This window comes from Apibacter sp. ESL0404, assembly GCF_019469245.1.
Classification (GTDB): domain Bacteria; phylum Bacteroidota; class Bacteroidia; order Flavobacteriales; family Weeksellaceae; genus Apibacter.
The window spans coordinates 1,497,731-1,522,947 of record NZ_CP048267.1; the positions used below are offsets into that span (position 1 = coordinate 1,497,731).

At 31.4% G+C, this 25,217-nt stretch carries 17 protein-coding genes; 9 read left to right on the forward strand and 8 right to left on the reverse strand.

Going from position 1 to position 25,217, the window contains the following annotated elements; all coding sequences use genetic code 11:
• Positions 1 to 8: 8 nt before the first annotated feature.
• Positions 9 to 1,382 carry a TolC family protein gene (locus GYM72_RS06340; protein WP_220263815.1) on the reverse strand — a complete coding sequence of 458 codons (1,374 nt, stop codon included), beginning with the start codon at positions 1,380 to 1,382 and terminating at the stop codon, positions 9 to 11.
• 166 nt (positions 1,383 to 1,548) lie between these two features.
• Here GYM72_RS06340 and GYM72_RS06345 point away from each other — a divergent pair, with 166 nt between their 5' ends.
• The 7 genes from GYM72_RS06345 (at position 1,549) to GYM72_RS06375 (ending at position 9,128) form a co-directional block, all read left to right on the forward strand.
• On the forward strand, positions 1,549 to 2,616 hold the full coding sequence (locus tag GYM72_RS06345; protein WP_160564015.1) for an NADH:flavin oxidoreductase/NADH oxidase: 1,068 nt from the start codon (positions 1,549 to 1,551) through the stop codon (positions 2,614 to 2,616).
• A 119-nt stretch (positions 2,617 to 2,735) separates the two neighbouring features.
• A complete protein-coding gene (locus tag GYM72_RS06350; protein WP_220263816.1) occupies positions 2,736 to 3,098 on the forward strand; it encodes a DUF1573 domain-containing protein in 363 nt (120 codons plus the stop codon).
• A gap of 29 nt (positions 3,099 to 3,127) precedes the next feature.
• On the forward strand, positions 3,128 to 3,532 hold the full coding sequence (locus tag GYM72_RS06355) for a DUF1573 domain-containing protein (RefSeq protein ID WP_220263817.1): 405 nt from the start codon (positions 3,128 to 3,130) through the stop codon (positions 3,530 to 3,532).
• A 158-nt stretch (positions 3,533 to 3,690) separates the two neighbouring features.
• On the forward strand, positions 3,691 to 4,731 hold the full coding sequence (locus GYM72_RS06360; RefSeq protein WP_220263818.1) for a hypothetical protein: 1,041 nt from the start codon (positions 3,691 to 3,693) through the stop codon (positions 4,729 to 4,731).
• Between the two features lie 16 nt (positions 4,732 to 4,747).
• Complete coding sequence (gene purH, locus GYM72_RS06365) at positions 4,748 to 6,256, forward strand: bifunctional phosphoribosylaminoimidazolecarboxamide formyltransferase/IMP cyclohydrolase (RefSeq protein WP_220263819.1); 1,509 nt, start codon at positions 4,748 to 4,750, stop codon at positions 6,254 to 6,256.
• A 70-nt stretch (positions 6,257 to 6,326) separates the two neighbouring features.
• Positions 6,327 to 6,734, forward strand: a complete 408-nt coding sequence (locus tag GYM72_RS06370) for a hypothetical protein (protein ID WP_220263820.1) — start codon at positions 6,327 to 6,329, stop codon at positions 6,732 to 6,734.
• Between the two features lie 144 nt (positions 6,735 to 6,878).
• Entirely contained in the window at positions 6,879 to 9,128 is a 2,250-nt protein-coding gene (locus tag GYM72_RS06375; protein ID WP_220263821.1) for a TonB-dependent receptor plug domain-containing protein, read from the forward strand.
• 86 nt (positions 9,129 to 9,214) lie between these two features.
• Here GYM72_RS06375 and GYM72_RS06380 read toward each other — a convergent pair whose 3' ends face one another.
• From GYM72_RS06380 to GYM72_RS06405, 6 genes are all read right to left on the reverse strand, one after another.
• A complete protein-coding gene (locus GYM72_RS06380) occupies positions 9,215 to 9,490 on the reverse strand; it encodes an RNA-binding protein (protein ID WP_105297947.1) in 276 nt (91 codons plus the stop codon).
• Between the two features lie 395 nt (positions 9,491 to 9,885).
• A complete protein-coding gene (locus GYM72_RS06385) occupies positions 9,886 to 10,191 on the reverse strand; it encodes a VanZ family protein (RefSeq protein WP_220263822.1) in 306 nt (101 codons plus the stop codon).
• Between the two features lie 46 nt (positions 10,192 to 10,237).
• A complete protein-coding gene (gene gcvH / locus GYM72_RS06390; protein WP_220263823.1) occupies positions 10,238 to 10,615 on the reverse strand; it encodes a glycine cleavage system protein GcvH in 378 nt (125 codons plus the stop codon).
• A 27-nt stretch (positions 10,616 to 10,642) separates the two neighbouring features.
• A complete protein-coding gene (gene sprA, locus GYM72_RS06395) occupies positions 10,643 to 17,731 on the reverse strand; it encodes a cell surface protein SprA (protein WP_255571602.1) in 7,089 nt (2,362 codons plus the stop codon).
• Positions 17,732 to 17,740: 9 nt separating this feature from the next.
• Entirely contained in the window at positions 17,741 to 18,322 is a 582-nt protein-coding gene (gene ruvA, locus GYM72_RS06400; protein WP_105297951.1) for a Holliday junction branch migration protein RuvA, read from the reverse strand.
• Positions 18,323 to 18,348: 26 nt separating this feature from the next.
• On the reverse strand, positions 18,349 to 20,628 hold the full coding sequence (locus GYM72_RS06405; protein ID WP_220263825.1) for an NADP-dependent malic enzyme: 2,280 nt from the start codon (positions 20,626 to 20,628) through the stop codon (positions 18,349 to 18,351).
• 359 nt (positions 20,629 to 20,987) lie between these two features.
• Between GYM72_RS06405 and GYM72_RS06410 the strand changes: the two genes are divergently transcribed.
• Together GYM72_RS06410 and GYM72_RS06415 are read left to right on the forward strand one after the other, a co-directional pair.
• On the forward strand, positions 20,988 to 21,785 hold the full coding sequence (locus tag GYM72_RS06410; protein WP_220263826.1) for a hypothetical protein: 798 nt from the start codon (positions 20,988 to 20,990) through the stop codon (positions 21,783 to 21,785).
• On the forward strand, positions 21,775 to 23,604 hold the full coding sequence (locus tag GYM72_RS06415; protein ID WP_220263827.1) for a chloride channel protein: 1,830 nt from the start codon (positions 21,775 to 21,777) through the stop codon (positions 23,602 to 23,604). Before GYM72_RS06410 ends, GYM72_RS06415 begins: the two co-directional genes overlap by 11 nt.
• Positions 23,605 to 23,724: 120 nt before the next feature.
• Here the strand turns inward: GYM72_RS06415 and GYM72_RS06420 are convergent, their stop codons facing one another.
• Complete coding sequence (locus GYM72_RS06420; protein WP_220263828.1) at positions 23,725 to 25,215, reverse strand: NAD(P)H-hydrate dehydratase; 1,491 nt, start codon at positions 25,213 to 25,215, stop codon at positions 23,725 to 23,727.
• Between the last annotated feature and the right edge of the window lie 2 nt (positions 25,216 to 25,217).

Below are 25,217 nucleotides of genomic sequence, written 5' to 3' on the forward strand. Positions count from 1 at the left end.
TAAAATGATTATTGATTAGTATATTTTATAAAATCTTGACTTAATCCGCTATATTCTAATAAAGATGCTAAATCGACCACATAATTATAACTGGCTTGTATTTTTTGCAGCTTTATACCCGATAAATTAACTTCAGCATCGACCACATCTGTTGAGGTTTGAACACCTTCTGAAAATCCTTTTACTCTCACTCGAAGTAATTCTTCTGCTTGAACTATTTGAACATCTAAGTTTTGTATTTGTTCTTCTTGTTTTTGTATGTCTTGAAATATTTTTTCAATTAGAGTCCGAATGTCTTTTTTAGCTTTATCTTGAGAATATAACACACTTTCTTTGGTTGCTTTTGCTGATTTTATTTCATTTTTGTATTGCAGACCATTAAAAATAGTATAGGTCATTCCTACACCCAAAGACCAGGGTTTTCTATTTTTTTTCATACCCCCTATCGGGTTATTATGAATTAAAATTGAATTTCCTAAGGCTGATATGGTTGGATAATAGGTTGATTTTTTAGATTTAATTGATTGTTCGGTTAATTCAACTTGAAGTTGAAGCTTTTGTAATTCCGGATAATTTTCAACGGCGAAATCCTGGTAATAATCTAACGGATGTAAATAAGGAACAATAAAAAATGGAGTTGTTAATTCTTCATTAACTTGATCTATCCCTAAGGTATTTGCCAATGCTACCCTTGCCAATTCAGCATCTTTTTGAGCGGCAAGATATTGTCGATTAGCTTCTGATACGGCAACATCTGCTTGAAGTTTTTCAACAGGTGCTATCAACCCTTGTTGTTCCATTTTAGTTGCATTATACAAATGTTGATTCATTCCGTCCAACACTTGTTTTCTTACTAACACTGCATCTTCAGCTAATTTAACTTGAAAATATCTTTCGGCTAATTCCGAAATCAGCTTATTTTTAGTACTTACTAACTCTTTATTTCCTATTTCTGCCTTTAATTTTGAAGCTTCAATTGCGGCATTAATTTTTCCTCCTGTGAACAATGGCCAAGTAAATTTAACTCCTCCTAAGGCTATATCTCTTTTGAGGAGATTTACATCCCAATTTCCTAATTCTTCAGGATCTGAAATATTTAAAGCATCTGCAACTTCTGATCTGGCACCATTTAAATTGGTTCCAATTTTTTTATCTCGATATATACCGGCTCCAAAAATGTCTAATTGAGGAAAACGTAATCCTTTGTAAGATTTTAAGTCAAATTGATAGGCTTCTTCTTGCTTCTCGGCTGCTTTAATCAGATTATTTTCTTTATACATAATAATCTGAGATTCAGAAAATGATAGTGATTGAGAACAGAGTCTTAAAGATATGCTAAAAGTTAACACTAATGTCAAGGAATTTCTGATATATCCTATCATACTTTTATAAATATTATAATTACAAAAATATAATATTTTTTAATATAATTTATTTTTAATTGGGGTATCCATTGTAAAGTTATTAACTTTGATTTGTATATATTTTAAAAACAACATCATAGTTATTATATATTATCTAAAAAAACAATAAAAACCTAAAAATAGTATGTCAAAATTATTTAAACCTTTATCTTTAGAAGGTAACACGCTAAAAAACAGAATCATAATGTCTCCCATGTGTCAATACTCTGCTCATGATGGTTTTGCCAATAATTGGCACTTAATACACTATGGAACCCGTGCGGTGGGAGGAGTTGCGGCAATTATTCAAGAGGCCACTGCCGTTTCCCCTCAAGGTAGAATTACCTATAAAGATTTGGGTATTTGGAAAGACGAACATATTCTTAAATTAAGTGAAATTGTACAATCAATTCACGATAATAACTGTTTAGCGGGTATCCAATTAGCTCATGCAGGACGAAAGGCCAGTACTCCTATTCCCTGGCTTCCTAATGAAAAACTGGATGAAGGATATAAGAAATGGGCTATAGTAGCGCCTTCTCCTGTTCCTTTCGACGGCAATTCACAAAAACCAAGAGAACTATCTATTGATGAAATAAATATCATTATCAATGATTTTAAAGAAGGAGCAGAAAGAGCTGTGAAAGCAGGTTATGATATTATTGAAATACACGCTGCTCATGGATATCTTATTCATGAATTTTTATCTCCTCTTAGTAATGTAAGGAAAGATGATTACGGAGGTAATTTTCAAAATAGAATTCGATTGTTGGTTAGAATTATAGAAGCAATTAAACAAATACTTCCTAAAAGAATTTCTCTATGGGTTAGAATTTCTGCTACCGATTGGATAGAAGGCGGTTGGAGTGTAGATGAATCTGTAGAATTGGCCGAAATAGTAAAAAATTTAGGTGTAGAGGTTTTAGATGTCTCATCCGGTGGTTTAACTCCCCATGCTAAAATACCCAATAAACCTAATTACCAAGTGCCTTTTGCCAATAAAATAAAAAATAATTCTGCCATAATAACCGGAACGGTTGGATTGATAACCCAAGCTGTTCAAGCAGAAGAAATACTCGAAAATAACGAAGCTGATTTAATTTTCCTGGGTAGAGAGCTGTTACGTAATCCATACTTTGCTTTAGAAGCCGCCCATATTTTAGAAAAAGACACCTTATGGCCCCTACCCTATGAAAGAGCTAAATTTAGATAAGACCTTCTGTTTATGATTTCAAAAAATTCATTTTTATTACCAATTATATTATTAGATGGTATTATTTTTGAAAATAAAATTAAGCTAAAGTGAATTTAAAATTTTATATCTTTACAAGTATGAAAAAAACTGCTATATTAGTTTTTCTCCTATTTTTAGGAAGTTTCATTTCCGCTCAATCTATAACATTCAGTCAAGATCAAATAGATTATGGAATAATTAAAAAAAATTCTGACGGTAATCAAATTTTCAAATTTACCAATACAGGTGACAAACCTTTGATTATTTCCAACGTTAAATCATCATGTGATTGTTCTGTACCTTCATGGACCAGAACTCCTATTTTACCGAGTAAATCAGGTGAGATAAACGTTAAGTATAATACAAAGAATCTTGGTAAATTTTCCAAATCAATTGAGGTATTCAGTAATGATCCTAAAATTTCAAGAAAACTTTTAAAAATTAAAGGGGAAGTTCAATAGTTAAAAAAATAGTTAAATATATATCAAACATGAAAAAGTTCGTTTTAAGTTCGGCATTCCTATTGGGAGCATACATTTTCAGCAATGCTCAGGAAATTAAAATTACCAATTATGAAAATAATACGGTAGATTATGGGAATGTTAACAAAGGATCTAATGGCAAAAGAATTATAAAAATTCAAAATGTGGGAGATAAACCGTTAATTATTTCCAATATAAACACTTCTTGCGGATGTACGGTACCTCAATGGACTACAGAACCTATCGCTCCCGGAAAAAAAGGAGAAATTACGGTTACCTACAATACTTCTAATGTAGGAAGATTCAGCAGAACCATTACCATATCTTCTAATGATGAGAAAAAACCAAATTTACCGGTAAGAATAGAAGGTGTTGTTTTAGCTCCTGAAACCAATCCTGGTAACGATAAATAATTGTAATAATTTATAATACTTAAAGTAAGGACATTGCATAGTTCAGTGTCCTTTCTTTTTAAAATTAATAGTCTTTTTATACGTCTGTATATATGTTTTTTGTAGCTTTGTGTTTTCACACTAAATTCATTATTTACGTCTAATAACTTCTTATTTACATGAAAAAGATTGTTAATATTTTTCTTTTTTTAGTTTTTTTGATAATTATTGCCGGATGCATAATGCCATCTTTTCTTCCCAAAAAAATAGAAATTATAACTACTAAAGAATTTAACAATCCAATGAGTGAAGTCTTTGCGGAATTTAATGATCTTGAAAATTACGCTTCTTGGGGGTTATTAATTAATGAAGATTCTGTAAATACACGTATTAATTATTTTGCCCCTTATAAAGGTACAGGAAGCAGTTTAACTTGGAATAATGCTAAGGATCATTCCATAGGTAAAGGAGAATATAAAATTTTAAAAAGTAAAATAAATAACACCATAAAATCTCAAATAATTTTTGTAGAAAACGGTGTAGTTTGTATCGAGGATATAAATTTTCAATCAAACGGAGGAGTGACCGATGTAACCATCCACCTCACAACAGAAAATTTTACTTATTTTACTCGCATTTTTGCTTATTTATATTCTCATAAATTGGAAGAAAGCTTAAATAAAAGTCTTGATAAACTTTCTATATTATTGCAGAATGGACGATCCAATAAACAACTCCACGAAGGTGATGCTGAATATATTGATTTTAAAGGAATTCAAATGTTAGCCATTAAAAATGAAACATCCACAAATGCCGAGGATGTTTATAAAGCTATGTATAAATCTTTACATGAAATATCAAATTATTTAACAGATAGTTTAAAATATTCTTATAAAGATATTGATAATCCTATTGTTTATTACAGTACTTTTGACACATTGGCTAAAAGTACCATTTTCTATACAGGTTATCCCGTGGAATCTAATATAAATCCTCCTAATTCTGTTATGAGCTTGATAACTCTACCTGCCGGAAAAGCAATCACTACTCCTATAAATGAAAACGTACATACCCTTTTTAAAACCCGTTACACTTTAGATAAATATGCTAAAGAAAATGGAGTTAAACTAAAAAATAGTTACTGGGAAGAATATCAGGATATCCCTCAATCTGTAGATGATGATGTAAAAGGAAAAGCCTTTTATTTAATTACCGAATAAATGTAAAATCATAGTAATGAAAAGAGCTTTAATAAGTGTTTCAGACAAAACCAATATAATTGATTTTTCAATTTTTTTACAATCTCAAGGGTATGAAATTATTTCAACCGGTGGAACTTATAAGCATCTAATATCCAACGGCCTTAATGTCACCGAAGTTAGTGAATATACCGGTTTTCCTGAAATATTGGATGGAAGAGTTAAAACATTACATCCTTCTATTCATGGGGGTATACTGGCTTCCAGGACAAAAGAAGAACATTTACAATCCATTCATGATCTTGATATAAAAACTATAGATCTGGTTATTGTGAACCTATATCCGTTTTTCGATAAATTAAATAAAGGATTATCAGAGCAGGAAATGATAGAATTTATTGATATAGGCGGACCTACTATGCTACGATCAGCTGCAAAAAATTTTCACTCTGTAACGGTTATATCTCAAATTGAAGATTATAGTTTAGTAATAGAAGAGTTAAAAAAAGATGGAAATACTTCTTTAGCTACACGAAAAAAATTGGCCGGTAAAGTGTTTAACCTGACATCTTCTTATGATGCAGCCATATCCGCATATCTTTTGCAGGATGATTATCCTAAGTATTTGAACACTTCTTTTGAAAAAGTCGAAAATTTAAGGTATGGAGAAAATCCCCATCAAAAAGCAGCATTTTATATAGATAAATCCAAAAACGGAGCTATGAAGGACTTTGAACAATTACAAGGTAAAGAACTTTCATTTAATAATTTCCGAGATATGGATATGGCGTATAAAGTTGTTAATGAATTTTCAGAAATTTCCTGTTGTGCGATAAAACATTCTACTCCCTGTGGAGTAGCTCTGGGAAATACTATAGTTGAAGCTTATCAAAAAGCATTTGAATGTGATCCAATTTCAATTTTTGGAGGGATCATCGCTTTTAATCGAACTGTTGATGAGGAAACAGCTCGTTTATTGGTAACCGTTTTTTTAGAAATAGTTATTGCTCCATCATTTACGGGTGAAGCTTTACAAGTATTATCTTCTAAAAAAAGTTTGCGCGTTATAAAAGTAAACAACCCTGTATCGGATTCAGTTGAATTCGTTAAGGTCGATGGCGGTTTATTAGTTCAGGACGTGGATCATGCTTCAGCTACTGATTTTACACAAGTAACAAATTCAGCTCCTGACAAAAAACAATTGGAAGATTTGATTTTTGCTCAAAAAATAGTAAAACATGCCAAATCCAATGCTATTGTGGTTGCTTCTGATTTCCAAGCCCTGGGTATTGGCTCGGGACAAACTAATAGAATATGGGCGGCTCAAGAAGCAATTGAACGCGCCAAAGAAAAAAGAACCGATCATTTGGTTTTGGCTTCTGATGCATTCTTTCCCTTTCGAGATGTAGTAGATACCGCCGCAAAGAATGGTATAACAGCTATTATTCAGCCCGGAGGTTCCATACGTGATAAAGAAAGCATTGAGGCTTGTAATGAATACAATATTCCTATGATATTTACGGGAATACGTCATTTTAAGCATTAGTATCATTGATTTTTATATCATGCAATTAATTTCAACCGGCCAATCCAAATAATTTTTTTATCTTTACTTAATGAAATTAATTCAGTCTATACTTTTGATTTGCTTAGTTTTATTTGCAAATCTTAATCTCTTCATATACCAAAATTGGTGTCACGGAGAAAATATTGGCTATACCATTAATTTCAAAAAATTTTCCAACGAATTAAAACATTCTGAGAAAAAGGATTATCCTTCTTTTGAAAGAGATTTTTGCTGTAAGGACATCCTAATAAAATCGAACGAAAACAGCTTTTTTTCATTTGATTCCAATTTTCAACATTTAATTTTTACAGTTTTAGGAATTATTCCCAATGTAAATTGGAATCTATTTAATTGGGCATCTTCTCAACAAGAGGGTATAGCACAACTTTATTGTAACCCTCCTCCCTCTGTTTATCAATTATATAAATTTTATTGTCGTTACACCTACTACGGATAATGTATATTTTTTCATGGTTCAGTTTATTCTATTTTATATAAGATAGGATAAGATGCATTATTGTATGTAATCCATGTTCAGTAATGCCGGTTTAAAAATCAATTTTTTATAACTAAATAACAAAAAATGAAAAAATATATAAGTATGTTTTTACTCGTTTATGGCCTATTGGCTGTAGCCCAGCATAAAACATTAAAAGGTCGTATACTAACTACTTTGGAAAACGGAGAAAATATACCCGTTCGGGGAGCTGATGTAAATTGGAAAGAACACCCGATTATGAAAACTGTTACCGACAGCTTAGGCAATTTTGAGCTGATGTACCACGACGGTCTCTATACTATTGAAGCTGCAAAGGACGGCTTTATTTCTCAAGAAATTAAAATCGATGATGTTGATCATCCCCTAGATATTTTTTTAGAACCCAAACCTTCTTCTTCAGAGAAAGTATTGGATGAGGTTGTTGTCCGACAAAGAGCCAAGGCGGTAAGTATAAAAGCCAATTCTGCTGCTCTTACCTTTACAATTAATAAAACGGAATTGTTGAAAGCCGCCTGTTGTAATTTGGCTGAAAGTTTTGAAACAAATCCTACTGTGGATATTTCTACAACCAATGCAGTAACGGGTTCAAAACAAATTAAAATGTTAGGACTAGATCAGAAATATACTTCCTTAACTGTTGATAATATGCCGGAGGTAAGAGGATTGTCCACCGCCAGTGGTATAAATTTTATACCAGGCACATGGATAAACAGCATTCAACTTACTAAAGGAGGCAGCACAGTTACTAATGGCTACGAGGCTATAACCGGTCAAATAAATACTGAATTGATGAAGTATAAAGATAAAAATTTTACCACTATCAATTTTTTTGCAAATCAAAATGCTCGTTTGGAATTTAATGTTGTCAATGCATCTTCTATTTCCAATAATTGGAGTAATACCACATTAACTCATTTGAGCGGAAGGTTTGCTAAAGAAGATATGAATCATGACGGATATCTTGATAGTCCTCTTTCCAAACAATTAAATGTAATGGATATCATCCATTATGACGGTATTAAAAAAAACGGATGGGGTTCTCAAATAGGTATTCAGGCGCTTTATGATAAACAAATCGGAGGTCAAAAAAAATTTAGAGAATCAACTGACCGTTTGACTCAAAATCATTATGGACTAGGTATTGAAAATACACATTTTGAAATTTGGAATAAAACCGGATTTGTCTTTCTTACTAAACCTTATCAAAGCATAGGTTTACAAACTAAATTTATCCATCATACTATTGATAGTTATTTCGGTCAAAGAATATATAATGGTAATGAAAATTCATTTTTCACTAATTTATTATTTGAAAGTATCATTGGTAACACGAATCACAAATATACCTTAGGTGCAAGTTATCTTCATGATGCTTTCAATGAGGATTTTGAAAATTCCAATTATAAAAGAACTGAAAATGTACCCGGGATTTTTGCCGAATATACCACTACAGCAATCAAAAATATAACTTTAGTGTTGGGCGCCAGAACTGATTTTCATAATTTGGCGGGAAACCAAGTGTTACCAAGAATTAATATTAAATATTCTTTCTTGCCTAAAACAACCCTTCGATTAGCTGCGGGAAAAGGTATGAGAACAGCCAATATATTTGCAGAAAATATACAGTATTTTGCCTCTTCTCGTAAGGTACATATTCAATCAAACCATGGCGATATTTATGGTTTAAAACCTGAAATTGCATGGAACTATGGGGGTAGTTTAATCCAGGATTTTAAAATTGGAGCTATCAAGAATACATTTACTATTGATTTTTACCGAACGGATTTTAAAAAACAAGTTCTTATAGACTTGGATCGATCGTCTCAAGCGCTTTGGTTTTATAATTTAGATGGAAAATCTTTTTCAAATACTTTTCAGGCAGTATGGGATATTATTCCTATTTCCAATCTGGAATTGCATTTTGCTTATAAATGGTATGATATTAAAGCCGATTATGTGGATGGCAGGCGACAAGTTCCCTTTACTTCTAAAAACAGAGGCTTATTTTCTATATCATATTCTACTCTAGAAACTGAAAACAAAAGTAAATGGGCATTGGACTTTACATTGCAATATATAGGAAAACAAAGACTTCCGGACACCTCTAAAAATCCGATAGAATATCAGCGAAAATCGTTTTCGCCTAATTATACTTTAATGAATGCTCAATTATCCAGATATTTTACAGATAAGTTTAGATCTTATCTAGGAGTAGAAAATTTGGGAGGCTATAAACAAAGAAATCCAATTATAAATCCTGAAAACCCTTTTGGTTCTTATTTCGATACTTCTATAATTTATGCTCCTATTGTATCTTCAATGTTTTATTTGGGATTTGATTTTAAACTATAAAAATCATTTACATTGATCTGTAAATAAAAAACGACTGAATAGAATTCAGTCGTTTTTTATTTTACTTATTAATTAGTAACCCATAATTAATAACTTCTTCTAAAGTTATTTCTTGGTTTTTCATCTCTTGGTCTAGCTTCTGAGACATTAATAACTTTACCGTCAAATTCTTTTTGATTTAATTCCTGAATAGCTGTTTTAGCTTCTGCATCTGCCATTTCAACAAATCCAAAACCTCTGGATCTTCCGGTTTCACGATCTTGTATTATTTTTGCTGATTCAACTTCTCCGTACTCTGAAAATAAGTCATGTAAATCTTCGTTGGTCAACCTGTAATTCAGGTTTGAAATAAAAATGTTCATATAAAAATTTTAAAAAATTGGTAAAAAATTAATTGAGAAGAAATCAGACTAAAAACTAGCTATTCAAATTAAAAAGTAGAAGGAAGTATAATAACAATCTCAACGTGCTAATTTACACAATTTTATCAATAAACTCTAATTTTATTTTTTATTTTTTATAAGAATAAAAAAATGCTTTTCATACTTACTTTTTACACTTATCTTAAGTTTTAAGAGTATTTTATTATAAAATTTAAATGTATAATATTCTAATTTTATCTTATTTATAGTAAAACCGCTATATGTTAAGAGCAGCTGTATTTTTAAATTTCTATAATTTCTATTGATTTATGAAATTTTGACTTCTATTACAATTATATTTTCGAATAATCATTGATTTCAAATAAAAAAATTGTTTATAATATTTCAATTATTTTTTTTGCCATATAATAACCAATTATACAACCTATGCAATCAGCCACCATATCAGAATATTCAAAGGTTCTTCCCAATTTCATATATTCTTGTAAAAATTCGATCAAAATCCCATAGAAAGTACAAATTCCTATTATTAGCAATTGATTTTTTTTAGGAAATGAAATTTTAGCTAAAAAAGCTAATCCTAAAAATGTTAGAGTATGAAGTAATTTATCACTAAAATGAGGAAAAAAGATTAATAAATTTTTATTTCCTTGAGGGGCTCGTAACAATAACCATGTCAATATCCCAAAATATAAGAAAAGTATAATACGTACTTTTTTATACTGTTTAAGTAAGCAGTTTTTTATAGTCTTTAGCATTCAATAGTTGATCTAGTAAAGTGTTATTTTGTATTTGAACTTTTATAATCCAACCTTTTCCATAAGGATCGGTGTTTACTAAAGTCGGCATATTTTCAAGCTCAAGATTCATTTCAAGCACTTTTCCATCAACAGGCATAAAAAGGTCTGATACGGTCTTTATAGCTTCCACAGTTCCAAAAATTTCATCCAACTTTAGTTGATTACCGAGGCTATTTATATCTATATAAATAATATCTCCCAATTGTTGTTGTGCGTAATCAGTTATACCGATAAGTGCTGTGTTACCTTCAATTTTTATCCAAACATGATTAGAACTATAAAGTAAATCCAATGGAGTCTTCATATAAAAGTTTAATCTTTGCAAATATAATTAATTTCCAAAAGTAAATGTAGCACTTAATCCTGCTCTTATCGTTGAAAGCGGATATGCAGTTGAAACCTTATATTTAGTTATCATTTGCTCATAGAAAAATTTAAGATTAAAATTCTTAGTAAAGCTATAATCTGTAGAAAATTTCAATGAAACTAGCTTTTGTCCTCCCGTTACTTGAGAATCCAACTCTACCAATCGTCTAACGGTAGTTTTGTTATCTCTAATAGAAACGTCTCCTCTAATATTTAAATCGCCCGTTACCGGTTTAGTAGCACCTCGATAACGCAATTTTAACTTAACATCTTTTACAATATATCCCAGTCCGAAAACTACTTCATCGCCATAATCTTCTTGTAGGGTGTAATTTGTTAATCCTAAAGAATAGATTCTATCTTTATTGTAAGCTATTCTAATTTGGATATTATTTCTCATAGTAACATCTACTCCTGCAAGTGGACTGAACCCTTCTGACATGACAACTGTTCCGTAGGTGTAATAGTTGTATCTGTTCCCGTTTAAATCTCGTTCAGGTGCTGTTGAATCGTTTTGTGCCAAATAATAATCGGGATTGGTTTGTACCCCATTAACGGTATAGTTTGAAATATAACTATGATTAATTCTAAATTCTTTGAACCAATAATTAATAAATGGAATGTTTTTTAATCCTCCATAGGTAATTTTCCAATTTGGAACCGGCATACTGCGTTTATAACCTAACTTTTGACTTCCTGCACTTCTTCCTGAAAATGCAGACACAAACGAAGGCAATAAAACTTCTGAATTGGTTAACCCATAACCATCAACATATCCGTCATTATTAGTATCGACTATAGGTTGCCCCTGTTTTGCAGCCACTCTTTGTGATAAAATCATTGAATTGCTAATCATTTTATTATATACATAATCTCCTGATTTGAATGCAGTCGCAAAAGATATAACTGAAGAACTGAACATAGCAGATCGATTGACAAATGTATTAGCAATTTGTCCTGTTAATGGATCTATAGAATTAAACCCTGAATGAGATAATGTCTTTTGATGATTACGCATGATATTTAAATCAATTTGCAAATGGTTAATTGGTTCTAATTGCAGGGTAGCAGACAATTGCGAATTATTTGTTTTCACATATGGACTGGTCATATATTCATTTAAAGAAACCCAACCTTCTGTTACTGCTTTATTCCTTAAATCGAATTGAGAACCGAATAAAAATCCGAATGTAGGACCACTTGTTGAACCGGCATATCTACCAACCCCAAAAAAACTCGGTTCAGGCAAGAATCCCGGCAAAATTGTTCCTTTATTCTCGTTTACCTGAATTTGACCTCTTTTAAAACTACTTGCAATCATCCATAAATAATCTGTAGCCTTATACTTATTTTTAATAGTATACTTTTTAAAGGATTTAGGTTTTTTTAAGGCAAAATTTGTTTCATAAGCCCTATTTAAAGAATCTATTTCTCTTTGTCTCTTACGTTTTTTTTCTTCAAATTTTTTATAGTTTGAAAAATAATTATAGAATTTACTGAAATCAACATTTCCTATGACTGTTATAGTTTGAGCATTTTGTGCGGTATTTCCCAAACTTCTTTTTCTTGGATCGGCATTTGTAGGATCGTATGAAGTTTGGAAATTAGAACCCGCTTGCCAATCGTATTGACCTGTATATCCAACTTCCATAGACGTGAAATCTAAATAAGGAAGTAAATGTATAGGTACTCTATAATTTAATTGGAATCTTTGATTAAAATTGATAGGTCTTCCTGCAGTAAACAATCCATTCCAGATCATTCCGTCATCCGGTACTCCGTTTCCTATATCATCTAATATGGTTCTTGTTCCTGAAGAGAAATCTAATTTAAGCGAACGTGTTAGATTAAATCCTATATTGTATTGCCAACCGAACAAGAAATTATTGGCAAAAATAGGAGTATAACTGTTAGGATTATTATTGAGATAAGCATTAATATCTCTGTATTGGAATTCATTATAAGTTCTCGCAATATCAGCTTTAAAAGATAAACGAGAAGGAACCGGATTAAAGTTAACTTCTTTTAACCATTTTAAATATTTAGCAAATCGGCTGGTATCTTGCACCGCTCTCATTTTTTTAAATGGTTGATAATAAACACCTTTAGGTGAGAAGTTATAATCAATATAGGCTTGTAAATTTTGGTATATGTTATAAGTTGTATATATATCTCTAAAATAGTCAGTGGAATAAGAAAAAGAAGCCGATAAGTTTTCTACATCATAAAATCTAGGCGTTTTACTGGTAGTTCTGTCTTTTCTTAAATTCGAAATAGAAATATTTTTTTGTGAGGAATAGCTTCTCACCACTTTTTTAAGTTCATTTTTTCTTGGATCATTTTTTAATTTCACATCATTATCCAACGGATTATATTTTGGATCTATAAAAGTTTCAGACATACTAATGCTAACCGGTATTTTCATTCCCCATTTATCCGGAAGAACTCTATCTACATTTACGGCAGCACTTACCATATATTGTTTGGTTTCGTCTTGGCTTCTTTCACTCGGTTTACTATCGATTGCTCCAAATCCAACCGATTGATACGTTCCGGATGCGGATACTTGAGCAAAATCGGCCAAATTAAAATTGATACTTGCATTGGCTGCATATCCTCCTTCGTTATCAATATCAGATAAACGAAGTTCATCCAGCCATAAAACAACATGCTTATCTATGCTGGAAGTATTTCTTACCCCCATCATTATGGAATTAACATTTCCTATGGAAGGTCTACCTTTAACATAGATGATTTTATCATCACTACCGGTTACATAACTACGATATCGAACAGTACTATTATATAAGTTATTTTTATCTTTTTCATTTTTTACAGCTACTAAATCTTTTAATTTTAATTCAATCGTATTTTCAATCGGCCATATATCAATAGCAGACGTAGCGGTATTCGGTGTGTATTTTAATGGGAATTCGTATTCGTAGTAATTATCTGACAAATCACTACCGATACGGATGAAAAACTTAGCTTCTTTGTCAACTATATTACTTGAGGCATCTTGCATATTTTCAGCGTGTACAAACATTTTTAATGTTTTGTAACGTCTCATGTCTAATGCAATATTTTTATAAATACCTCTAGGTTCTGAATTTTTTAAATCTTTTATTTCTAACTTTAATGAGGATTCATTTTGCATTTGAGTTCCGGTAGTATTACCTAAAATTTCTCTGCTTATTCCCGGAGGCAATACATACGGTGGACGCGATGTAGAATTTTCTTCTAAGTTAACAGCGCTGATGATGACATTTGATACAGGTAAAAGGGTTGCATTTCCTTCGTCTGTATCTTGTTTGCTTTCTCCACTAACTGAGGAAATATTTTTTTCGTATTTTCTCCAATCACTTCTAACTAAATCTAGAGTTGCAAAACGCAACGTTGCAGTATTGGAAAATCCTTTCATTAACATACGTATATATCGTACGTTATTTAAAATTTCAGCGGAACCCGATTCATATGCACTCACGGGAATTCGAACCAAATACCAAGTTGTATTTCCTTTTTTTCCGTTGGGTAGTGATACTTCAACCTCTTTTTTATCAACAACCAATGGATTTTGATTATTTCTTAAATCGGAATCTAGTAAAGAAAGACGATATTGTGTATAATTTTCTGTTTCATCTAAGTTAAAATCTTTATTTAAGTCTTCTGTATCCGGAGACGCTGAAGAAGCATCCATAGAGTTTGAAGGTGAGTTGCCCTCTAAATTTCTGTAGTATTTATATCTTCCTATGATTGAATTTTTTTCATTGGAAGAATCCCAAGCGCCATGTAAATAAAATACGTAATCGTCTGCAGACGGGTCAACTTCACCTGTAATAGGATTTACATAATTGGCGTTACTCCCTATATCGTATCCTTTATTTTTATAATAATCTGCTTCTTCAAAACTTGTTAATCCGTCATATCCAACGTCTTGTTTTCTCCTGGCTTCTCCTTCTGTATCAAAAGCATATACTAACGGATAATTTTTAGGTTGTTTCCCAAGATTAGTAGTTGTCATTTGACTTATATCGTCAGTAATACCATTTTCATATTGCATAAAACCGTCTTTTAAAACATCTTCAGACACATTTCCTAACTGAAGAATTAATTCAGGCTTATTTCCTAATGGATTTGATCCGGGTGTTTTACTGTCAGCATACGGGTCCATCATCCAAAATTCAAGATATTCTATATTCGCTTCAGCAAAATTTGTTACCGATATGGGTCTCATTAAACCTCCCCATCGTTCTGATTCAGGATCTTCATTATGTGTATTAAAATTATACGGTCCTCTTTCTTTGGGATAAAAAGATACATCAAACGTATTCATGTATAATTGTTCTCCGGCAATGTAATCTCTATCCGTGAATATTTCTTGATATTTAACTCTTCGTTGTAAGTGTAAGGATAATGCATTATTATCTATACCCGCCGGTTGACCTCCACCAATTCCAAAAAATCTAGGGTCAATATTATACCAACTAATCAATGCCCTTCCATCGCCATTTCTTATGTCATTCTTATAAGTATTACCAAATCCACCTTTTTCGGGCTTACTTGCGATTCCCCAATAGCCGGGTTCTTTGAGACTTATTTTTGATGCAGTTGTTTCAAAATCATCAATGTAAGAGTTATCATTGATTGTTTTATTTTCACCCGGTAATAAAGCTGCTCCTTCTACTTTAAAACTTACATTGGATTCTGCTTCCGTTTTAATTCCCGGAATCCAGTTGGTAAGCTTTGTTAAAAAAGGAAATTCTTTATTCAGCATCATGTTAAATCCGATCATTGAATTATTAACCGGTTCAGAACCAAATTGTACTTTTTGCGTTAACGGTCTTTCTTTATAATTAAGAAAGGTAGCTCCCACTATAAATTCATCACTGAATTTATGTTCCACGTTTAATCCCATGAACCTTTTTTTCTGCATGTTGAATGCAAATTGATTCTCCAGGCTTATATTGATTGGAACTCCTGAATTTTTGTAGGTTTCGTTGATAATGGTTACCATTCCCATTTGGTAGTCTACTACATAATCTATTCCTTCATTTAATGTTTGACCATTTGCCGTAACTTTAACTGACCCTCTCGGAACGTTAAATGCTCCCAGGGATATGCCGTTACCTATACTTCCTTTGAATCTACCTTCAATGGTGTATCGATTGGCTAGAGGATCTGATGTGACTATATTACCTCCTTTTAGATTTTTGTATAAATTTTCAAATATAAATTTTTCGTCTACTGATTTACTTTTTAAGAATTCCCCGAATGGTTCTACTTTAGTAAATATCAATTTACCTTTCTCTGAGTTTATGGTAATTCCTTCTACAAAGTCAAATATACCATCCCCTTTACCTGTATTGGTAGCATCGTTATTTTGATTTAACCTGTCCCAATTTAATAATTGCAATAACTGTAAATTTCTTACATTGGGATCCGGTAAATAATTGATTTTTCCTTGAGAGGCGTCTTGGTACATAATATTAACCATAAAACCATCAGGAGAAATTTGAGATGCATCCATTGAATAGATGTTTTTCATCATCAAATCCCACATAGGTGATTCGGGAGAAACGATTTGATTAGGTTTTAGCAATTTTAAGATCAATACTCCGGTCACTTCATTGGAAAATTCCCCAACTTTATATATTTTGCCCGGATTTTTGGAATCTGTATATTGAAATGCTACCGCTAAAAGTTGATCATTATTTAGTTTTTGATTTAATGATATATATCCTAATTGTGGATTATAATTATATTCTGATTCAGAAAGTTTTTTTACTCTTTTATGAACAACAAATTCTTTTCCACTTTCATAATTCTTCATAGTTGCTGAAGAACTTGAGGTGGGTACAACCGGTAAAGAAACACCATTCACGCTATTGTATGCTGTGGAAGCGTCCCTGATTCCCGATAGATTTGAAATGGTACTATATAAATTTAAATTTGAATTATCGGGAAGTTGTCCCGTGGCACTTTCTCCTAAGTCTCTTAATGCTATAACGGGATGCTGCTCTTGAAGGTTTGAGTTTCCTAAATCGATTCTCCACACTTCCATCTTAGTGATATTAATGGTTGAACCTATTACCGGATAATTCTCCAGAGCTTTATCGTAATTGTTTCTAAAATAGTGCGTTAAGAAATAATGTTGATTTTCATCGTAATCAATTGCTTTAATTTTAAATGTATTGATTACTCCTCCTCCTTGAACTGTTATATTTCGTGCTTCGGATTGTTGTTCTGAAAATACGGTAGTCAAAAATGTTCTCCCGAATTGAAATTCCCCTTTGATTCCAAAAAGTGATTCAGCACCTGTAATTAAGCTGGTGCTTAGGGGCATATTTACATTACCAAATTCGATTTTCTTAATTATATTATCCTCTCCACCGCTTGTCCCATTGGGTAAGATCGCCCCACTTCCCGAGCCCGGAATCCATGCTAAATTTAATTTATTTTCGAAGTTGAAACCTGCCTGAGTATCATAGTTTACCCCTAAATGTACATTATTACCAACATTTCCTATAAGACTCATTTGTATTCTTTGCCTTAAATCGATGGTAAAGTTCTTTCTGTTTTGTGGTAAAATTTGTGGATTGTCAATTTTTTGATGCAATATTCCTAAATCAAAGGATGCAAATCCTGAAGGTTTTAGTTCAATTTTATTACCTCCGAATATTTGCTCAAATAATTTGGATTTAACCGTAATTCCCGGAATAAAGCCTTTTTTTTCTACTTCTCTTCCTTCTTTTTTCGCTCTTCCAATTTCATCTTGTAAACGTGAACGTTCTTTGTAATATTCATCAAACTTTTGTTGCATTACATATTGGGTATAGTCCTCGGCTGTCATAGTTATCGGAGTACCGACAACTACACCGCCCAGCTTGGGATATAATATGTAATTTCCACTTTTATAATCATAATACGCCTCATATTTTACAGGATCATCCAATTGCAAAACTTGTTCATCATCATTTTCCTGAGCAAATAAAACACTACCACTTAAACAAAATATGGTTGCCAATAGCAAATAGTCACGAATATACCTTAACACTTTCAACGTTTATAGTTTTTTTAAAGTATCCTTGATAAGCTCTTCTACTTCGATATCCGGATTATCCTTTAAAATTTTATCAATTATTTTTTCGGTAATTTTTTTAGAAATACCTAACACCTCCAATGCACTTAACGCTTCAGATTTGTTTTTATTGCCTAAATTATAATCTAATATTTCAGACGTTTCAAATATAGAAATTTTATCCCGCAAATCAACTATTATTCTTTGAGCGGTTTTAGCTCCTATTCCTTTAATTTTTTGAAGTGCCAGGTTGTTGCCGCCGGAAATAGCCGAGGTTATTTCCGATACAGACATTGAGGACAACATCATAATGGAGGAAGCCGGACCTACTCCATTAACACTTATTAAAAGATTAAATAAGGATCGCTCGGTTTTAGTTGAAAAGCCATATAACGAATGGGAATCTTCCCGTATAATTTCTTGAATATATACTAGGGCTTTTTTTTCGTTTTGAATGTCTTTATAGGTTTGTAAACTTATAGTGGCAAAATACCCCACTCCATTGCAGTCTATAACTACACTGGAAGGGGATATTTCAAAAATAATTCCTGACAAATGGGTTATCATTTTTGCTTATTTTACGGAAATAGTAATTATTTTTTTTCTTGAGCAGCAAGGGCAGCAAGGGTTGCCAGATTTACTATATCTTCTACCTTAGAATTTTCTCTAATTATTTGAATAGATTTATCTAATCCTAATAGAACCGGACCGATAGATTTTATAGCTCCTATACCTTTTGCTAAACTTGCACTTAAATTAGCTGAGGTTATGTCAGGGAATATTAAAACATTTGCCGATTTACCTCCTAATTTGCTAAAAGGAAATTCACTTATTAATTGTTCATTTAATGCATATTCGGGCTGAATTTCTCCGTCAATCAGCAAATCAGGATTCGTTTGGTTAAGTTTCCTAACCACTGCATCAGCACTTTTAGATGCTACTGAATTTCCAGCAAAATTTTCATTAGATACCATAGCTATTCTAGGTTCAATACCCATTTTCTTTACGAAATCGGCTGTAATTTGAACTATTAAATCTAAGTCATTACTGCAAGGATTTCTGCTTAATGAAGTGTCCGAAATAAATATCGGTCCATTTTTAGAAAGAAGAACCATAGCAGATGCTACTGTTATATTTGATGATTCAGAATAATCTACTACTTTTATAATTTGATTTAAAGCTTCCGTATAATCTTTAGTAAATCCGGTTAAAAATGAATCTGCTTCACCCATTTCAACAGCAATGGCTCCCAAATATTCGCTGTTATTTAATAATTGAGCGGCTTGTTGTTGAGAGGTTATTCCTTTTCCATTTTTTTGTTTTAGATCATAAAGATACTCTACATATTTGTCAAATTTATGAGTAGACGAAACCGTATCAATATCCAATATTTCTGCCTCAATTTCTAAATTATAGTATTGCTTTGTTTTTTCAATGAGATCTTTTTTACCTAACAAAATTGGTTGAGCGATCTTTTCCTCAGCAATGATTTGCGCAGCTTTTAATACATTGTATTCTTCAGCATTGTCGAAAATTATTCTTTTTGGATTACTTTTAGCCTTTGCCTTAAATTGTCTTATAATTTTTTCATCGTTACTTCCCATTCGATCTAATAATTCTTCTTCATATGCATTCCAATCAGTAATAATGTGTTGTGCTACCCCACTATCAATTGCAGCTTTAGCCACTGCCATCGAAACTTTAGTTATTAATCGACTATCAAATGGCTTAGGGATGATGTAATCTCTTCCAAACTTCATATTTTTAACATTGTAGGCTTGTATCACCTGCTCAGGAACGTTTTGTTTAGCCAAATCAGCTAAGGCTTTTACTGCAGCTAATTGCATTTCTTGATTTATGTCAGTTGCTCTAACATCTAATGCTCCTCTAAAAATATATGGGAAACCTAAAACATTGTTTACCTGATTAGGATAATCACTTCTACCGGTAGCCATAATAACATCTTTTCTAGTTTCAACCGCCAAATTATAATCAATTTCGGGAGTTGGATTAGCCATGGCAAAAACAATCGGATTTTCATTCATAGACAAAAGCATATCAGGAGAAACCAAGTTTCCTTTAGATAATCCAATAAATACATCGCTGTTTTTCATAGCATCTTCCAAAGTTCTATCCGGAGTATCTACAGCAAACTCAAGCTTTTCTTCATTCAATCCGGTTCGTCCTTTATAAATCACCCCTTTACTGTCGCACATTAATATATTTTGTGGGCTGGCTCCTAAAGCTTTATATAATCGGGTACAAGAAATAGCCGCTGCACCCGCGCCACTGACTACAATTTTTACCTCTGCTATATTTTTTTTGGAAATTTCCAATGCATTTAATAAGGCAGCGGCTGATATAATTGCTGTTCCATGCTGGTCATCATGCATTACCGGAATATTTAATTCCGCTTTTAATCGTTTTTCGATTTCAAAAGCTTCAGGAGCTTTTATATCTTCTAAATTAATACCTCCAAAGGTTGGAGCTAACGATTTAACTATTTCAATAAATTTGTCCGGATCTTTTTCATTTACTTCAATATCAAAAACATTGATTCCGGCAAAAATTTTAAATAATAAACCTTTACCTTCCATAACCGGTTTAGAAGCATCTGCACCAATATCTCCCAATCCTAACACGGCGGTTCCGTTGGAAATTACTGCTACCAAATTTCCTTTTGAGGTGTATTTGTAACTATCTGCACTATTTTTTAGTATTTCTAAACAGGGTTCCGCCACTCCCGGAGAATAGGCTAATGATAAATCTGTTTGGGTTGAATGTGGTTTGGTAGGTATAACTTCTATTTTACCTTCTGGTTTGGAACTATGATATTCTAAAGCAGCTTCTCTTAAATTTTTTTCTCGTGACATTGTTTTAATTATATTTTGACATACAAAAGTAAATATTTTTATTTTATAACATAGATACTATTTTTCACCTATTGTTTATATGATAAAAATATATAGGGTTGATAATTTATAAACTTATAGACAATCACTTAATTAGTATATTTTTAAATTAAATGTTACATATCCATGAATTTATATTTTTTTAAAATATATAATCCTATTAATTATATCTTAATAATATACTTACTTAGCATTTCCAATAGTTTTTATATTTTATTTTTCAGATATTTATTTTTTACAGAGTTATCTTTACGAAATGCGCCTTAATATATATTATTATAGGTAATATTTGTTTAATTTTGTAAGCTAATAAATTATTTATGAATAGTATTTTACAAAATAAATTTGAAAAATTAAAGGAAAACGGTTTTAATTTAACTGTGAATAAAGTAATTAAGGATGGGTTTACTGCTTGGAAAAATATTATTTTTTATGGAGTATTTTGTGTTTTGTTTACCTATCTTTTTACTAGCTTAATTAATAATTTATTGGGCAGTTATTTAGGAACTAATATAATTGATCTTGAATTTATTAAAGCGATTAATAAATTAAATAATTCGCAAGCGTTCAACAAAATTATCCCATTAGTTCAAAACTATTTATCAAATCCTTTAATAATTGTAAAAACTTTATTGTCTTCGGTTATTGGCATTCTTTTATATCCCTTAACTGCTGGCATTGTTTACTGTGCCTATCTAATCGATAGAAACGGTAAAGCAAATTTTAAAGAGCTTATAAGTGGCTATCAAGGCACTAAGTTTCTTAAACTTTATTTATTAGCTTTAATCGTACTAATTTTACATTGCATTAGTTTTTTCCTTTTGTTTATTCCTTCTCTTTATTTTATACCTGCTTTTATTTTAGCCGGAGCTTTTATAATTATTGATGATGCCCCCTTAATTCAAGCTATTACTTATAGTTTTAGAATCGTAAATATGAAATTTGGAAAAGTATTTTTATTATTAGTAATTTCTTCATTTATTAGTAAAGTTTTAGGTATCTTTTTGTGTGTTGTAGGTATTATTTTCACGTATTCTTTTTCTCATGCCATGGTTTATTCTCTGTATAAAAACACTGTTGGCTCAATAGATGTTGACGATGAAATAAATGAAAATTAATCAATCAATTTTAAAAAAATATTTTGAGTCCTATTGGGATTCAATTAAAAAATTACGAGTAAAATATAATATCGTAATTCGAAAATTTAGGAATCAAAATCCTCAAGCATTTATATACTTAGCAAGTACATTAATTGGAATAATTGGAGGAATAAGTGCGGTAATTTTAAAAAATTTAGTTAGTTTAACTGAAGAACTGATTTATCATAATAAAAATTTTAATTTTAATTATTGGACTATTTTTTTCCCTACCATCGGTATTATTTTGACCGTTATTTTTATTAAATATTGGGTTAAGATGGATATAAGTCATGGAGTTGAAAAAGTCTTATTTGCTATTTCCAAGAAACGTAGTATAATAGATAAAAAAAATACATACAGTTCGATTATAGCCAGTTGTTTAACCATCGGTTTTGGAGGATCTGTAGGTACCGAAGCTCCCATTGTATATACAGGAGCAGCCATTGGATCTAATATAGCCCAGGAATTTAAGCTTAACTTAAAATTAAGAACTTTATTCATTGCTTGTGGATGTTCCGCAGCCATTGCAGGTATTTTTAAGGCACCGATAGCTGCCATTATTTTTTCGCTTGAAGTTATTATGATCGATTTAAGTATGTGGTCATTAATACCTATTTTAATTTCTTCAACCACAGGGGCTTTAATTTCTTATTTTTTATTAGGTGATAATATATCGTTTTATTTTGCGATTTTTGAGCCATTCGATAAATCGAAAATTCCTTACTATATAATTTTAGGTGTTATTTGTGGTTTTTTTTCATTGTATTTTATAAAAATCGGTCGTTTAATTGAGAAGAAATTTTCAACCAGTAAAAGCATCTATTTAAAAGCTATTTTGGGCGGTTTAGCAGTAGGTATCTTGATCTTTATTTTTCCACCGCTTTTTGGTGAAGGGTATATTGGGCTGCAACATTTAATGAGTTCTCACCCGGAAAGTATAGCCAAAAATTCTTTCTTTTATATATTGAGAGAAAATGATTATTTTCTTATTCTTTTTTTAGTAGGCATTTTGTTTATAAAAGTGGTTGCCAGTAGCTTTACTACTTCGTCCGGGGGTATTGGCGGAGTATTCGCTCCTGCTCTTTTTACCGGTGGAATTTTAGGTTTTGTATTTACAAAAATTATTAATCTTACTAGCTTCACCAAGCTTTCTGAACATAACTTTACTTTAGTGGGAATGGCGGGTGTAATGGCAGGTATCATGCATGCTCCCATGACCTCGATTTTCCTTATTGCTGAAATTACAGGCGGATATAGTTTATTATTTCCTTTAATTATTACTTCTACCATTTCTTATCTTGTGAAATATCATTTTGATAAACATTCTGTGTATACCTATAATTTAAAAAGAAATAATGAGATGATTACTCATAATAAAGACAAAGAAGCTATTCGTAGAATGAATATTAAAAATCTTATAGAAAAGAATTTCGTTAAAATTTCTTTATCTTTATCTTTTTCTGAGTTTATAAATGAGGTAATTCCTTCTTCAAGTAAAAAGTTTTTTATCGTTGAAGATTCGGATCAGAAATTTAAAGGATATATCATTTTGGATGATCTTATTAATATTTTGCTTCACAAGGAACGTTATGAAAGTTTACATATTGTTGATCTTATAACCCAACCGTCTGAGTGTATTTCTTTACTTGATGATAATGAAACTATTTTTAGAGTTTTCGATAAGTCAAAATCTTTGTATCTACCGGTTGTTGAAAATGATCAATTTATCGGAATGCTTTCTAAATCTAAATTATTGGATAAATACCGAAAATTAATCGTAGATTTTTCAGAAGATTAAGTTATTTATTTAATAATACATTACCGGAATTAAAAACTATTGGAATAATAGATTTCTTATGTCGCTAAGTATTAAGTGTAATGCCGGTAATGTTTACTAAAAAATTATTTTTATTTGTGTTTACTTATTTAATTCCAAGAAAACATCGGAAAGACACTGTATAATACTTTGAGCTGTCATAGCTTCTTGAGAAAATTTCTCTGAGGCATAATCCCCTGCTTTACCATGAATGTAAACTCCTAAAATAGCTGCCAATTTCGAGTCATAACCTTGTGCCAATAATCCGGTGATAATACCTGTTAATACGTCTCCACTTCCCCCTTTTGCCATTCCGGCATTACCTGTAGCATTATAATAACAAAGACCATCCGGTAATAAAATTGCTGTGTTATGTCCTTTAATGACTATAACAATTTCATGCTCTTTTGCTTTTTTCCTGGCAAGTTCGCATTGCTCTAAAGTAGAGTTAGTTTTACCAAACAATCGCTCAAATTCTTTAGGGTGTGGAGTGATTATAGAATTTTTAGGAACTAAATTTAATAAATCTTTGCTTTCTGAAATTATATTGAGTGCGTCAGCATCCAAAACCATCGGATTTTTTTCATTTTGCAGCATTTTTTCAAATGCCATTTTTGTTAAAACCTCTGTACCTAGCCCCGGGCCTATACCTATGGTATAATTTTTAAATGGAATTTGTATGTCTTCTATGTATTTATCTCCGCATGAGAAAAACATAGCTTCGGGAGCAACGGTTTGAAGTACTAAACTGCCGTATTCAGGAGCTCCGGTAAATACTAATCCGGTACCCACGCGTAAGGCTGACAATGTAGAAAAGGTAATAGATCCCATTCTTCCATAGCTCCCACCTATTATAATGGCTTTTCCGAAAGTTCCTTTATTACTGAACGGACTTCTTCTTTTATAATTTTTTTCAAAAAAATCATTTTCTATAAGGTAATTATCGGTTTGTTCATTTTCAATGAATTTTTTATCCAAACCTATATCCAGTACATGTATTTTACCGGCATATTGTGCTGCTTCAGGATGTAAAAAAGATCTTTTATAAAATTCAAAAGTCAAGGTTTCATCTGCCCTAAACACCGTTTGGTTTTCTTCGGGAAGTGAATCTGTAAATAATCCTGAAGGTATATCAATTGAAATTTTTATAGCATTGATTTCATTTAATTTTGAAACTATTTTTTCAGCTTCTCCTTTCAATTTGTTATTTAATCCTATACCAAATAAAGCATCAATAATAATCGCTTTTTCTTCATTAACTTCAAAATCGTCTCCTTCAATAAAATCTACTGATTTTGGAAATTTATCAAAATTGATCTGAGTATCTTCTGTAAAGTCAGAAGAGGATTGTATAATAAAAGCTTCGACATTATAATTTTCATTATTCAACAATCTAGCTAAAGCTAAACCATCTCCTCCATTATTTCCTTTTCCACAAAAAATGTAATAGGTATATTCGTTTGAGTATCTGCTTTTTAGCCATTCAAAACAAGCTAAAGCTGATTTTTCCATTAAATCTAAGGATGTTGTCATTTCACTTTCAATGAATTGACTTGTACATTCTTTTATTTGCGTTGATGTTAATATCTTCATAA

Excerpts from the sequence above, each read along its gene's own strand:
- GYM72_RS06375 (WP_220263821.1), top strand. The coding sequence starts at position 6,879 with ATGTTTTTACTCGTTTATGGCCTATTGGCTGTAGCCCAGCATAAAACA.
- GYM72_RS06360 (WP_220263818.1), top strand. The coding sequence starts at position 3,691 with ATGAAAAAGATTGTTAATATTTTTCTTTTTTTAGTTTTTTTGATAATT.
- GYM72_RS06405 (WP_220263825.1), bottom strand. The coding sequence starts at position 20,628 with ATGTCACGAGAAAAAAATTTAAGAGAAGCTGCTTTAGAATATCATAGT.
- GYM72_RS06340 (WP_220263815.1), bottom strand. The coding sequence starts at position 1,382 with ATGATAGGATATATCAGAAATTCCTTGACATTAGTGTTAACTTTTAGC.
- GYM72_RS06410 (WP_220263826.1), top strand. The coding sequence starts at position 20,988 with ATGAATAGTATTTTACAAAATAAATTTGAAAAATTAAAGGAAAACGGT.
- GYM72_RS06355 (WP_220263817.1), top strand. The coding sequence starts at position 3,128 with ATGAAAAAGTTCGTTTTAAGTTCGGCATTCCTATTGGGAGCATACATT.
- purH (WP_220263819.1), top strand. The coding sequence starts at position 4,748 with ATGAAAAGAGCTTTAATAAGTGTTTCAGACAAAACCAATATAATTGAT.
- GYM72_RS06345 (WP_160564015.1), top strand. The coding sequence starts at position 1,549 with ATGTCAAAATTATTTAAACCTTTATCTTTAGAAGGTAACACGCTAAAA.
- GYM72_RS06370 (WP_220263820.1), top strand. The coding sequence starts at position 6,327 with ATGAAATTAATTCAGTCTATACTTTTGATTTGCTTAGTTTTATTTGCA.
- GYM72_RS06420 (WP_220263828.1), bottom strand. The coding sequence starts at position 25,215 with ATGAAGATATTAACATCAACGCAAATAAAAGAATGTACAAGTCAATTC.
- ruvA (WP_105297951.1), bottom strand. The coding sequence starts at position 18,322 with ATGATAACCCATTTGTCAGGAATTATTTTTGAAATATCCCCTTCCAGT.
- gcvH (WP_220263823.1), bottom strand. The coding sequence starts at position 10,615 with ATGAAGACTCCATTGGATTTACTTTATAGTTCTAATCATGTTTGGATA.
- GYM72_RS06350 (WP_220263816.1), top strand. The coding sequence starts at position 2,736 with ATGAAAAAAACTGCTATATTAGTTTTTCTCCTATTTTTAGGAAGTTTC.
- GYM72_RS06380 (WP_105297947.1), bottom strand. The coding sequence starts at position 9,490 with ATGAACATTTTTATTTCAAACCTGAATTACAGGTTGACCAACGAAGAT.
- GYM72_RS06415 (WP_220263827.1), top strand. The coding sequence starts at position 21,775 with ATGAAAATTAATCAATCAATTTTAAAAAAATATTTTGAGTCCTATTGG.